The organism is Caballeronia sp. DA-9 (assembly GCF_051615025.1).
GTDB classification, from domain to species: domain Bacteria; phylum Pseudomonadota; class Gammaproteobacteria; order Burkholderiales; family Burkholderiaceae; genus Caballeronia; species Caballeronia sordidicola.
The window spans coordinates 884,906-898,531 of record NZ_CP195133.1; the positions used below are offsets into that span (position 1 = coordinate 884,906).

Here is a 13,626-nt window from a genome sequence, read left to right on the forward strand (position 1 = left end):
CTCAATACAGGATCATCTGCGTGCATCGAAACAGCGTGATGGTTTTCCCCTCGCCGTTCGTCACGATCGCGTCCCAGACCTGCGTGCTGCGTCCGAGATGCACGGCTGTCGCCTTCGCGGTAATCACGCCGTCGCGCGCGGTTCCCACGTGATTGCTCTTCAATTCGATGGTCGTGAAATTCTTGGCGCCTTCGGGCAAATGCGCGAGGCAAGCATAGCCGCAGCACGTGTCCGCCAGCCCGACCACAGTCGCCGCATGCAGGAACCCGTTCGGTGCCAGCACTTCCGGACGGATGGCGAGCGTGCCGGTGAGCGCGCCGCTTTCCACCGATACCACTTCCACGCCCAGTAAATCGGGCAGCGTGCCGCGCTGGCGTTTGCGCAAGTGTTCAAGGGTGACATCGGGGCGAAGTGCTGCCATTTCGGATGATCCTTAGGCTGAAGAGGCGGGTCTTTGACAGGTGCGTGGATTGAAACAAGTAAATCCGATAGTATCAACGGCTCGAACTTTTCACTTATTACAGCGCTTACGGAGCGGCCAGGTTTTCAGACCCGTCGCACCGGCAAAACACGTGGAAATGGATCTATGACGGTGATCGTGGTGGCAAATCCCAAGGGCGGCGTGGGCAAAAGCACGCTGTCGACGAATCTGGCCGGTTATTTCGCGGCGAACGGTGAATGGGTCGCGCTCGCGGACCTGGACAAACAGCAGTCGGCGCACGGCTGGCTTGGCCTGCGCTCCGACATGCTGCCGAGGATCGAAGAGTGGACCACCAACGTGGACGCACCGACCAAGCCACCGAAGGGCCTGGAAAAAGCGGTCATCGATACCCCGGCCGGGATTCACGGCACTCGGCTCGCGCTCGCGCTGGAACTGGCGGACAAGGTGATCGTGCCGCTGCAGCCATCCATGTTCGATATCCTCGCCACGCAGGATTTTCTCGTTCGTCTGCAGAAGGAAAAGGCAATCCGCAAGGGCAGTATTGAGGTCGGCGTAGTGGGAATGCGCGTGGACGCCCGCACGAAATCGGCGGATCAACTGCATCGGTTCGTTGAAGGGCTCGACTTGCCGGTGCTCGGTTATCTGCGCGATACGCAAAACTACGTGCAAGCCGCCGCGCACGGCCTGACCATCTGGGATGTGGCGCGAAGCCGGGTAGAGAAGGATCTCGAGCAGTGGCAACCGATTATTGAGTGGGTATCGAAGAAGTAGGTTTTTAGCCTAAAAAAATGCCGGTGGCTTTTGCAGCCGACCGGCGTTTCATTGTGCGGGTTATGCCGCTGATTCAAGTCCAGTTCTGCGTTGGCACGTGATCGCGATTGCCCTTGATGCGATTTTTTTCATCGACAAAAACCAGATCCGGCTTCCAGCCTGCTTTCAGTTCGGTTTCGTCCACGAGCGCGAACGCCGCGATGATCACCAGGTCGCCCAACTGCGCGCGCCGCGCCGCCGAGCCGTTCAGCGAAATCATGCCGCTTCCGCGCTCGCCCTTGATGGCGTAGGTCGTCAGCCGCTCACCGTTGTTCACGTTCCAGATATCTATTTGCTCGTTCTCGACCAGATTCGCTGCCTCCAGCAGGTCTTCGTCGATTGCGCACGAGCCTTCGTAATGCAGTTCGCAATGCGTGACTGCCGCGCGATGAATTTTCGATTTCAACAGCGTTCGCTGCATGCGTTCCTCGTTCAGATTTCCAGGTTGTCGATAAGGCGTGTGGTGCCGAGTTTGGCCGCGGCCAGCACCACGAGCGGCGCGGCAGTGTCCGCAGGGCCGGGCGGCAGCAGATCGACACGCTTTCTCACCGCGATGTAATCCGGCTTCCAGCCCCGCTGGGCAAGCGATTCCACGGCTTCTTTCTCAATCGATGCAAAATCGCGATTGCCCGACAGCACGGCGTCGCGCACGCGGTTCAAGGCCCGCGCCAGTACCGGCGCCTCGGCGCGCTCGGCCGTTGCCAGAAAGCGATTGCGCGAACTGAGCGCAAGTCCGTCGGTGTCGCGCACGGTTTCGGCGGCGACAATTTCAGTCGGCAGCGCGAATTGATGGCACATCTGCCGCACGATCATTAGTTGCTGGTAATCCTTCTTGCCGAACACGGCCACGCGCGGCTGCACGCACGACATCAGTTTCATCACCACCGTGCACACGCCCTGAAAGAAGCCGGGCCGGAATTCGCCTTCCAGGATATCGCCCAGATTGGTCGGCGGATGCACGCGATATTGCTGCGGCTCCGGATACAAATCCGCCTCGGTCGGTGCGAACAGCACATACACGTTCTCGGCCTGAAGCTTCTCGATATCGTCTTGCAGCGTGCGCGGGTATTTGTCGAAATCCTCGTTCGGCCCGAACTGCAACCGGTTCACAAAAATGCTTGCTACAACCGGATCGCCATGCTGGCGCGCCAGGCGCATCAACGACAAATGGCCTTCGTGCAGGTTGCCCATTGTCGGAACGAAGGCGGTTCGGTTCTGGCCGCGCAATTGATCGCGCAGTTCATGGATTGAGCTGATAACTTTCATCTAGCGGGTGACTCCTTGCGGGCGGCGCAAAAAACGCGGCTCATGAGGCAAAAAAGGAAGGGTTATGGAATATTGCGCTTGATGGACGGTATTCGCGTTCACGCCGGCGAATACGCGAGTCTCACGTAGATAGGCGCGTACGGCTCGGCCTGGGTAATCTCGATCAGCGACTCACGCGACAATTCCAGCATGGCGATGAAATTCACGACCACGACTGGTACGCCGCGCGAGGGGTCGAAAAGATCGCCGAATTCCATGAAACGGGCGTTTTGCAGGCGTCGCAGGATCACGCTCATGTGTTCCCGTACCGACAATTCCTCACGCGAGATCTTGTGATGCTCGACCAGCCGCGCGCGCTTGATGACGTCGGCCCAGGCGGCGCGCAGGTCGTTGACATCGACATCCGGGAAACGTTGCGCCGAACTTTGCTCGACGTAGACTTCCGCCCGCAGAAAGTCGCGGCCAAGTTGCGGAATGCGATCCAGACGCTGCGCCGCGAGCTTCATTTGCTCGTATTCCAGCAGTCGCCGCACGAGTTCTGCGCGAGGATCTTCAGCTTCCTCGCCGGTATCCGCCTTTTTCACCGGCAGCAGCATGCGCGACTTGATCTCGATCAGCATGGCGGCCATCAGCAGATATTCCGCCGCGAGTTCCAGATTCGATTCGCGAATCTGGTCGACGTAGCCAAGATACTGGCGCGTCACGTCCGCCATCGGAATGTCCAGAACGTTGAAATTCTGCTTGCGGATCAGGTACAGCAACAGGTCGAGCGGACCTTCGAACGCCTCGAGAAAGATTTCGAGCGCGTCCGGCGGGATATACAGGTCAGTTGGCAGCTTCCAGAGCGGTTCGCCATACAGATGCGCGAACGCCACGCCGTCAATGGTATTCGGCGTGGAGTCGGTTGCCGGCGTGGCGAGCGCGGCGGCGCGATCGCCCGCGCGGTCCACAGATTGGTCGTCGGCGCGATGAGCCTTCGCCGGCTGTCCCGGATGATCCGCAGCGTGCTGCGCGTCGCGCGCGGAACTCACGTTCAGAAGTTCTGGTAATAGACGTAGGACGTTTGCTCGACACGCGATGTCTTGAGTTTCGAGCGTTCGTCGAGGTCGATAGGCTGCTTGTCCCACAGGAGCGCGCGGCCCTTGCGCTGTTCGTCTTCCAGCGAAGGTTTTTGCTCTTTCAGCTTGTTGATGAACTGGGTGATGTCCGACTGGTACATGATTCGACTTCCGTTGGCTCAGAGCGATTCAGAAACGGGCGCAGCGGCATTTCGGGTGAAACTCGGAGAAACGCCGCCGGGAACAAATGCAATTTTACCGCAAGCGTCAGGGCGCGGAGCGGTAAACCCGCGGGAAGAACGGACGTTGGCCATCCGGCCTATAAAAGCGGCTCGATCGCTGGCAAGCCACCAAGTCCGTGGAAACCCTGTCATTAATTGCAAAATCGCGGAACAAGCGCGGTAATGAGCCGTCCAAGCCGCACTTCTGCATTTTGCGGAGCGCGTCCGGGAGCCCGCTGCGCCTGTTTTTGCGCCGCCGCGACGCAAGAATTCCGAGCACTCTCCGCATCGGTTGAATAAGCGCTTTCGGGACAGCCGGCGCCGCCGATGTGGTGAAATAGCGCCTGCTGAACCCACCGCCGTTTCGGGCGGAAGCAATCCCGCGTTGCCTAATACATTGTCTTATTCCACCCGGAGGTCACGTTTGGCGGGGCGCCTGTTTGATCTGCTGCGCTTCAGGCGCGGACCAGCCGAGCATCGGCGGCGGCGCTTGCTGCCGGTTGCATCGTCGAACGCGCCTTTGCGTGCGTCGTCATTCGTGCGTCGCGTTGTCTGGTCGCTCCACGCGCTGGCGCTTTGCGCCTTTGCGGTGCCCGCGCACGCCAAGTACGACGTGGATATCGATGCACCCCGCAGCGTGCGGTCACTGCTGAAAGACCATCTGGATTTGTCGCGATTCAAGAAACGCGACGACATCAGCGACGAACAATTCGATTTCCTTGTGACGGCCACCCCGCAGGAAGTGCGCGATCTCGTTGCCACTGACGGATACTTCACGCCCGTCGTGCGTACCGACGTCAAACGCGACGGCGACAAGCGCTCCGTGACCATTTCTGTCGATCCGGGTCCGCAGACCAAGGTGGCTTCCGTTTCGCTCACCTTCAAGGGGGCGATCACGGAAGAGGATCGTGCGCAGGAAAACACCGCGCGCTTCGCGTTTTCCATCCACGAGGGCGATCCTTTCTCGCAAGGCGCATGGGACGACGCGAAAAACGCGTCGCTGAAAGCGCTCCAGTCGCGGCGCTATCTGGGCGCGAAAATTTCGGAATCGAAGGCGCGGGTGAATCCGCGCACGCATATTGTGGATTTGTCGGTGACGTTCGACAGCGGCCCGACCTTCACCTTCGGCAAGCTCGACGTGTCGGGTGTGCGGCGTTATCCCGAGCAGATCATCCACAACGTCAACCCTATCCACGAAGGCGATATCTACGATATCGCCCGCGTGAACGAATTGCAGCGGCAGTTGCAGAACACGCCGTATTACGCGTCGGTCGCCATAGACGCCGACAACGACGTGACCAAGCCCGTCGAAACGCCGATGCACCTGAAGGTCAGCGAATATCCGTACAACAGCGTGCGCTACGGCGTGGGCTATGCAACGGATACCGGGCCGCACATTCAGGGCGCCTATAGCTATCTGGACACGTTCGGGAAGGCTTATCCGTTCACGGTGTCGGGGCGTATCGACCAGACGCAGCAGTATGGACAGGTCCAGCTCGCCATGCCGCCGGGCAACCGGGCGTGGGTGAACAGCGTGCTCGCGTCGTACACCAACACCAATGTGTCCGATACACGCATCTACAGCGCCCGCGCGGGCGTGCAGCGTTCGCGCTCTCTGCAGAACATCGACACCACGTATGCGCTGCTTTTCTATGACGATCGGCTAACGCAGAACGTTGGACCACCTACGACGAGCCGCGCGCTGGTACCTTCGTGGCAATGGGTGCGCCGCAACGTGGACGATCCGCTGTTTCCGCGCTCGGGCAACCTGATTCGCGCCGAAGCCGATTTCGCGATCAAGGGCATTCTCACCGACCAGACGTTCGGCCGTGTCTACACGAACCTGCTCCAATACTTGCCGCTTGGCAAGCGCGACCTGTTCGTGTTCCGGGCGGAGTTCGGCGGCGTGTTCACCGCGGGCGGGTCGAGCGGAATTCCGGCGTCGCTGCTGTTTCGCGCGGGCGGCGCGAATTCGGTACGGGGTTATGGCTATCAAAGTATTGGTCACGATGTTGGCGGCTCGGTGTTGCCGACCAAATATCTGATGACGGGCAGCACTGAATATCAGCACTGGTTTTCGCACGACTGGGGCGGCGCGGCCTTCTTCGACATAGGCGCCGCCGCCGACACCTGGAGCGAGCGGGTCTTCGAACCCGGCGCGGGCGTCGGCGTGCGCTGGCGCAGTCCGGTTGGACCCGTGAACGTGGACGTTGCATATGGCTTCAAGAACCGGGACATCCGTCCGTACCTGACGCTTGGAATTGCCTTTTGATGAGCTTGCATAACGTGTTTTTTCGCGCATGACGGAACGCAACGGCCAAACGCCTGCTGAGAAAGCGGACCCTTCGGAGGGCCGGGGCAATGGCGCGTCTGCTGACACCGTTCCGGCACCCAAGAAGCCGCGCGGCGGCTGGCGGCGTCTGGCCAAGTGGCTGGGCGGCATTGTCCTGGTCATCGTTCTATGCTTCGCCCTTGGCCTTGCAATGATCTTGTACGGCTTGAATAGCGAACGCGGCACGCGTTACGTGTGGCAGGCGGCTACGTCGCTGCTGGGCGGCCGGTTGAGCGGCACGCTCGATGGCGGCGCGATCTCGACCGGCCTGCGTTTGCGCAATGTGCACTGGAAAAGTCTCGACGGCACGGGTACGGATATCGCGGTGGACAGCGTCTCCGGCCGATGGGAACTGACGCGCGCGCCGTTGCGGTTCACCATCGATTATTTGCATGTGGGAACGGTCGACGCCCGGATTGCGCCATCGCAGAAAAGCAGCGGCCCGGTCCAGTTGCCGACGGATTTGCGCTTGCCAATCCAGCTTGTTATCAGCGACGTCACGCTCGACAAGCTGCGCCTGCACGAAGGCGCGACGACCACGGAGCTTTCCCGCCTCGCGCTCTCGGGTCATAGCGACGGACGCCATCATGCAGCCACTGTCCAGCGCCTCGATACACCTTTCGGTGCTGTCACGGCGGCGTTGAAACTCGATGGCGGCGCGCGGCCGTTTCCGCTGACGGGCGACCTTGGATATTCCGGCAAGGTGAGCGACGAAACCGTGCAGGTCGCCGCGCGCCTCGCGGGGTCGCTTGAAAACCTGACGGCGGATATCGATGCAAGCGGCATGAAGCTGAAGGGCAGTGCGCACGTGGAGGCCGAGCCGTTTGGCGAGGTGCCGCTCAAGCGCGCGCTCGTGAGCGTAGATCACGTGAATCCGCAGGCGTTCAGCGCGAGCGCGCCGTTCGCGGACCTCGCGCTGCGAGCCGAATTGAAGCCCGATCCGGCAACGCCCAACGCGCTTGTGGTGACCGGGCCCGTTTCCATTGTGAATGCGAAACCGGGCACGGTGGACAAGCAGTTGATTCCGCTGATCGACGCGCGGGCGAACGTGAAACTCGATGCATCCGAGCAGACCATCTCGGGCTTGAATGTGCGTCTCTTGAAGGAGGCGACGCTCACAGGCGGCGGAGCCTTGAAAGATGGCAAGGGCGAGTTTGACCTGAAAGTGGCGAAACTCGATTTGAGCCAGATCGAATCGACGATCCGGCCGACGCAGTTTGGTGGCCCGATCGGCATCAAGCTTGCCGGCGACACGCAGACCATCACCCTCGATCTCAACGACGCCAAAGCCGCGTTGCGCGCGCAAGGCAAGATCACGCTGGACGCAAAGCAGACCGCCTTCGATAACGTGAAGTTGACTGCGGGGACGGGGCGTATTGAATTAAGCGGCGCGCTCAAGAAAGACGTGCATTCGACCTACGATGTGAAAGCGAAGATTGTTGATTTCAATCCGCTGCTGTTGTCCGAGCAACTGATCGCAACGCCGCCGCCCGCGATGGGTGCCAAAAAGCCTGCTGCAAAACCGCGCACCATCGAAGCACGCGTGAATGGAACGCTCTCGGCCACCGGCGTTCTCGCGCCAGTGCTCACTACGAAAGCGCAATTCAAGCTGGGCGAAAGCGTTTACGACAACCTGCCGCTCACCGGCGCGGGCACCATTCAGGTCGTGGGCATGCGCATCCTGCCCAGTAACGCGACGCTTTCCATCGCGGGAAACAATGTCGATCTGAACGGCAGTTTCGGTACGCCGAGCGATCGATTGCGTTTTCGCATCGACGCCCCGCAGCTCGAACGTTTGGGTTTTGGCCTCGCGGGTCTCGTCAAGGCGGACGGCGATCTGACCGGTTCGTTCGCGCATCCGAATGTGGCCGCGAACTATCAGGCGGACAGCGTGGTGTTCGGCGCCAATCGCGTGGGACATGCGGAAGGGCGGGCCGAAGCGCGCGATGGCGCGAACGGAGCGCTGGTTTTCACGTTGCAGGCGCGCGATGTCAGCACTGACGGCGTCGATCTTTCGAGTCTCGATGCGAATTTGAACGGCACGCGCGCCAATCACACGCTTAACGCGACCGCCGTTGGAAAGTTGCGGGGCAACGCGGTCAATCTGACGCTCGCTGCCAACGGCCGCCTGACTGACGCCCGCGACGGCGCGCATTGGGACGGCACGGTCACGCGGTTGTCGAATAAAGGCACGCCGAATCTGAATCTCGAAGCACCGCTTACCGTGAGCTACGCCCCGAATCACATTGCGCTCGGCGCGACGCGGTTGTCGGCGGAAGGTGCCGCGCTCGACCTGAAGTCGTTCGCGTTCGACAACGGCAGGATCAGTTCAGCGGGATCGCTCACCAACCTTTCCGTGCTCCGGATGCTCGAAATCCGCGAGGAACTGATGGGCGGTCCGCCGCCCATCAAGACCGATCTCGTATTCGACGGCGACTGGAACTTCGCGCTTGGCGCCACCGCGACGGGCTACGTGCAAGTGAAGCGGCGCGGCGGCGACGTGTCCATCGACGCCGCCCGTGGCGTCGCTGCGCTCGGCATCACGGACATTGCAGCCCGCGCCGATTTCACCGGCGGCAACCGGCTTAACGCTACGCTGCATGCACAGGCGTCGCGTATCGGCGTGATCGACGCCAATGTCCACACCACGCTGGTTTCGCGCGACGGTGTCTTGACCGTGTCCGACGAAGCGCCGCTGAACGGCAGCATTGACGCCAGCGTGCCGACGCTGCGCACAACGGGTGGGCTGATCGGCCCGACCTATTTGCTCGATGGCCGGCTTGGCCTGAAGCTGACCATTGCGGGAATCGTGGCCAAGCCGACTGTGTCCGGCATGCTGACGGGCGACGCGCTTTCAGTGACGGTGATCGACCAGGGCGTGCAGTTGAAGGACGGCGTCATTCGTATTGCGTTGTCGGAAAATCTCGTCGATTTGCAGCAGGTCGAGTTCCACGGCGCGAGCGGCACGTTGCGCGCGACCGGCAAGGTGCGGCTCGACCAGGATCAGCCGGATCTGACGGCGAGCATTATCGCGGACAAGCTTGAGTTGTTTGCGTCGCCGGACCGGCAACTGCAATTGTCGGGCAGCGCGTCGGTGGCAAATGCTGGTTTGAAGGGCGGCATCAATATCGATGGCAAGTTCACCGTCGATCACGCGCTTTTCGACTTGCCGGAGCAATCCGCGCCGTCGCTGGGCGATGACGTCGTGATCGTGCGTCCCGACGGGACTGTGAAGGGCGAGGATCAGCACGTCGTCGCAACTGGCGAGAAACCCGTGGGGGCGTTTGTGCCGCGCGCGAATATCGATATCGACCTCGGGCAGAAGTTCCGTTTCCGTGGCGCGGGCGCCGACCTGGGTCTCGCCGGCACCATCACCGCCATGAGCGCGCCGAACATGCCGCTGCGCGCGGTCGGCAATGTGCGGGTCACGCCGGGTTCAACGTACACGGCGTTCGGGCGGAAACTTGGCATCGAGAACGGATTTTTCACGTTCAACGGCCCGGTCACGAATCCGGGCATCAACATCCTCGCAATGCGGCGCAACCAGGAAATCGAAGCGGGCGTGCAAGTCACGGGAACGGTGCAGGCGCCCAACGCCAAGCTGATTTCCGAGCCGAACGTGCCGGACAACGAAAAGCTCTCGTGGCTGCTGTTCGGGCATGGCACGGACCAGGGCAACAACGTGGGCCAGCAAAGCGCGATGACCAACGCACTGGCATTGCTTGGAAGCGCAAGCGGCAAGCGCATCGCGCAGACCTTCGGGCTCGATGAGTTTTCCATCGGCACGAGTGAGGTCGGGCTGACCGATCCGCAAGTTGTGATGCTCTCGAAGGCAATCAATGAACGGCTCGTGCTCGGTTACGAGCAGGGGCTGCAATCCGCAAGCAACGCCATCAAGATGACGCTGAGCCTTTCCCGTTTCTGGTCCGTTTCCGCGTATGGCGGCACGTTCCAGGGGCTCGACCTGCTTTACACGCGGCGCTTTGATTCGTGGGCGCGAAGAAACCGGCCGTCAGAAAAGTAGGGATGAAAAAAGAGCCGTTCAACGTCAGTTGAACGGCTCTTGTCTTTGCTTGGTTTTTGCTTTTACTTCACGCGCATTCCCGGTTTTGCGCCGCTGTGCGGCTCAAGGATATACAGGCCGGGTTCCGCTTTTTCGTCGTCGGACGATGCAGCCAGCACCATGCCTTCCGACAGGCCGAACTTCATCTTGCGCGGCGCCAGGTTCGCGACCATCACCGTGAACTTGCCGATCAGATCGCTCGGCTGATATGCCGACTTGATGCCGGAAAACACATTGCGCGTTTTCTCTTCGCCAACGTCCAGCGTCAGTTGCAGCAGTTTGTCCGATCCTTCCACGGCCGTGCAATCCACAATCTTCGCAATACGCAGATCGACTTTTGCGAAATCATCGATGGAAATCGTGCCTTCTGCTTCCGGCGCTTTTTCCTTTACGGCTTTCTTCGACGCCGATACCGATGCCGGTGCAGCAGCCGAAGCCGCAGCCTGACCCGGCGCGACCGATTCACGATTCGCTGCGATCAACGCCTCGATCTGTTTCGGATCCACGCGAGTCATCAGGTGCTTATACGCGTTGATCGGCTGCGAAGCGCTGAGCGGCGTGGCTGCATGGGCCCAAACGAGCGGCTTGATGCCAAGAAACGCTTCCACCGATTCCGCCAGCAACGGCAACACCGGCTTCAACGCAAGCGACAGCAGCCTGAATGCCTCCAGGCTGACGCTGCAGGTTTCGTGCAGCGCGGCCGCGTTCGCCGGGTCCTTCGCCTGATCCCAAGGCTTCGAGGTATCGACATAACCGTTGACCGTATCGGCGAGATCCATGGTGGTGCGCAGCGCACGGCCGTATTCGCGCGCTTCGTACAACGCCGCGATCTGCGGAACAGCCGCCCGCAATTGCAGCAGCATTGGGTGATTCATCGCGCTGTCCTGCACGCGGCCATCGAAACGCTTGATCAGGAAACCCGCCGCCCGGCTCGCAATATTGATGTATTTGCCGACCAGATCGCTATTGACGCGCGCCTGAAAATCCTCGAGATTCAGGTCGATGTCTTCCATGGTGTGGTTCAGCTTCGCCGCGTAGTAATAGCGCAGCCACTCGGGATTGATGCCTGTATCGATTACGCTTTTCGCCGTGATGAACGTGCCGCGCGACTTCGACATCTTGGCGCCGTCGACGGTGAGAAAACCGTGAGCGAACACGTTCGTTGGCGTTCTATGGCCGGAAAACTGCAGCATGGCCGGCCAGAACAGCGTGTGGAAATACAGGATGTCCTTGCCGATGAAGTGATATTGCTCCGTTTTCGATCCCGGCCGGATCCACTCTTCGAAATCGAGGCCGCGCGCATCCGCCAGGTTCTTGAAGCTGGCGTAATAGCCAACGGGCGCGTCTACCCAGACATAGAAATATTTGCCGGGCGCGCCCGGGATTTCAAAGCCGAAATAGGGCGAATCGCGCGAGATGTCCCAGTCGGCGAGCTTCGCTTCGCCTTTGTCGCCAAGCCATTCACGCATCTTGTTCGTGGCTTCCGGCTGCGCGAGGCCGCTGACCCAGCCGCGCAGAAAATCTTCGCAGCGCGGGTCGGAGAGACGGAAAAAGTAGTGCGTCGACGTCTTGCGGACCGGCGTTGCACCCGACACCACCGAATACGGGTTGATCAGGTCGAGCGGCTGGTAAGTCGAGCCGCAGACTTCGCAGTTGTCGCCATATTGGTCCTTCGCGCCACATTTCGGGCATTCGCCCTTGATGAAGCGGTCCGGCAGGAACATTTCCTTGACCGGGTCGTAGGCTTGCTCGATCTCGCGCGCATCGATCAGACCGGCTTCCTGCAGCGACTTATAGATGGATTCGCACAGGACGCGGTTTTCTTCGGCGTCGGTTGAGTAATAGTTGTCGAACGAGATGCCGAAACTGTCGAAATCGCGCTTGTGTTCCTTGCCTACGCGTTCGATCAGCTCTTTCGGCGTAATGCCTTCCTGCTCGGCGCGCAGCATGATCGGCGTGCCGTGGGTATCGTCTGCACCGACGTAATAGACCTCGTGACCGTGCATTCGCAGCGTCCGGACCCAGATATCCGTCTGGATATATTCGACCATGTGGCCGATATGAATCTGACCGTTCGCGTACGGAAGCGCGGACGTGACCAGGATTCGGCGATGAGCGGGGGCGGAGGCGGGAATCGGTGCTGACGATGACATAAGGCGCTGGCCTGCGGTTGAAGATTCAGTGAATGCGTGAAAAAGCGAATCACGATTCTAGCAGGAGGCAGGCGACACGCTGGGACAGGGGACGCGGCTCGCGCAGGGGCGAAACCCGGCGTTCTCAAATTCCGGACGAAAAAAAACCGGGGCAATATAGCGGCCCCGGAGCAACAACGACAAGAGGAGAATGGCACGTGGCGGCACAACACACTGCCAGCCACCTACCGTTAATACAGACACACGCCGCGCGGCCAAAGTTTCAAATATTTTCTGATTCCCGCGATATTTTCGGGAATCGATCAAAACACCAGCGATGCGGCGAAACTGTCAATCTCCCTTGTAAATCAATCCACTTACTGCACCTGTCCAGGCTGAGCCGTGGCGCGCAGATAAATTTCAACGCGACGGTTCTGTGCACGGCCGGCTTCCGTGGAATTGTCGGCGATAGGCTGGGTCTGGCCCATGCCTTGCGCCGCCAGACGCTGCGCCGCTACGCCATGACCGGCGAGGTACGACGCCACGCTTTGCGCGCGATTTTGCGACAACGTCTGGTTGTAGGCCGGCTGGCCGGTGCTATCCGTATGGCCAACCACCTGGGCCACCAGTTCCGGGTGCTGCACCAGCGTCTGCGTGACCTGATCGAGCACCGGCGCGAAGGTCGGCTTGATTGCGTAGCTGTTGGTATCGAAGGAAATTGCGTTCGGAATGTTCACCTTCAGCGAACCATCCTGCTGCTCGGTCACTTGCGTGCCCGTGCCTTGCGTGGCGCCCGTCAGCTTGCCCTTGATGGCCTGCCAGTTGTAACCGGTAATGCCGCCCGCCGCCGCACCTACGCCCGCGCCGATTGCCGCGCCCTTGCCGCCGCCGAAGATCGCGCCAAGGCCCGCGCCGGTCGCGGCGCCAATACCCGTGCCGACTGCGGCATTGTTGCCCTGCTGGGTGGCGCAACCGGCGACCAGCGCGCCGGCTACTGCGATTACGGACAAGCGCGTCATCATTTTCGAGTTCATTGTCATTTCTCCAGGATTCAATCAAGGCAGCCGCCCGGTGAACGCAGGAGTTCCCCGTGGGGTCTTCCGGCGAGCCGTTGCGCCTGCCACTACAATACGGTCAAGGATTCAAGCGATTAAAACGATGCGTCCCCAGACCATGGCAGCGTGGGATAGTGCAGTGCACGCGTCCGTCACGCAATGTCGTGCAACAATTCCTTTCAAATTTCATACCGCGTGCGCGAAAGTGTTCGATCCCTTTTCGCAACAAGCGTTCCCACGGAGTCTC

Annotated in this window: 10 protein-coding genes; 3 read left to right on the forward strand and 7 right to left on the reverse strand. The window is 60.6% G+C overall.

The window, feature by feature from the left end:
- Position 1: 1 nt before the first annotated feature.
- Positions 2-421: a PaaI family thioesterase gene (locus tag ACRWA7_RS20215; protein WP_438395710.1), complete on the reverse strand. Its 420-nt coding sequence runs from the start codon at positions 419-421 to the stop codon at positions 2-4.
- 165 nt (positions 422-586) lie between these two features.
- On the opposite strand from ACRWA7_RS20215, the gene ACRWA7_RS20220 reads away from it, so the two are divergent.
- Complete coding sequence (locus ACRWA7_RS20220; protein WP_438395711.1) at positions 587-1,213, forward strand: AAA family ATPase; 627 nt, start codon at positions 587-589, stop codon at positions 1,211-1,213.
- A 73-nt stretch (positions 1,214-1,286) separates the two neighbouring features.
- Here the strand turns inward: ACRWA7_RS20220 and panD are convergent, their stop codons facing one another.
- The 4 genes from panD to ACRWA7_RS20240 form a co-directional block, all read right to left on the reverse strand.
- On the reverse strand, positions 1,287-1,673 hold the full coding sequence (gene panD, locus ACRWA7_RS20225) for an aspartate 1-decarboxylase (RefSeq protein WP_060856860.1): 387 nt from the start codon (positions 1,671-1,673) through the stop codon (positions 1,287-1,289).
- Between the two features lie 11 nt (positions 1,674-1,684).
- Positions 1,685-2,518: a pantoate--beta-alanine ligase gene (gene panC / locus ACRWA7_RS20230; protein ID WP_438395713.1), complete on the reverse strand. Its 834-nt coding sequence runs from the start codon at positions 2,516-2,518 to the stop codon at positions 1,685-1,687.
- A gap of 98 nt (positions 2,519-2,616) precedes the next feature.
- Positions 2,617-3,468 carry a segregation and condensation protein A gene (locus ACRWA7_RS20235; protein ID WP_438396710.1) on the reverse strand — a complete coding sequence of 284 codons (852 nt, stop codon included), beginning with the start codon at positions 3,466-3,468 and terminating at the stop codon, positions 2,617-2,619.
- 83 nt (positions 3,469-3,551) lie between these two features.
- Positions 3,552-3,740 carry a DUF3460 family protein gene (locus tag ACRWA7_RS20240; RefSeq protein ID WP_208603290.1) on the reverse strand — a complete coding sequence of 63 codons (189 nt, stop codon included), beginning with the start codon at positions 3,738-3,740 and terminating at the stop codon, positions 3,552-3,554.
- Between the two features lie 481 nt (positions 3,741-4,221).
- Between ACRWA7_RS20240 and ACRWA7_RS20245 the strand changes: the two genes are divergently transcribed.
- Both ACRWA7_RS20245 and ACRWA7_RS20250 read left to right on the forward strand, forming a co-directional pair.
- On the forward strand, positions 4,222-6,069 hold the full coding sequence (locus tag ACRWA7_RS20245; RefSeq protein WP_438395714.1) for an autotransporter assembly complex protein TamA: 1,848 nt from the start codon (positions 4,222-4,224) through the stop codon (positions 6,067-6,069).
- 28 nt (positions 6,070-6,097) lie between these two features.
- On the forward strand, positions 6,098-10,153 hold the full coding sequence (locus ACRWA7_RS20250; protein ID WP_438395716.1) for a translocation/assembly module TamB domain-containing protein: 4,056 nt from the start codon (positions 6,098-6,100) through the stop codon (positions 10,151-10,153).
- Between the two features lie 62 nt (positions 10,154-10,215).
- Here the strand turns inward: ACRWA7_RS20250 and metG are convergent, their stop codons facing one another.
- Both metG and ACRWA7_RS20260 read right to left on the reverse strand, forming a co-directional pair.
- The gene (gene metG, locus ACRWA7_RS20255) at positions 10,216-12,345 is read right to left on the reverse strand and encodes a methionine--tRNA ligase (RefSeq protein WP_438395718.1); all 2,130 of its coding nucleotides are present in this window, start codon (positions 12,343-12,345) and stop codon (positions 10,216-10,218) included.
- Between the two features lie 356 nt (positions 12,346-12,701).
- On the reverse strand, positions 12,702-13,358 hold the full coding sequence (locus tag ACRWA7_RS20260) for an OmpA family protein (protein WP_060856865.1): 657 nt from the start codon (positions 13,356-13,358) through the stop codon (positions 12,702-12,704).
- Between the last annotated feature and the right edge of the window lie 268 nt (positions 13,359-13,626).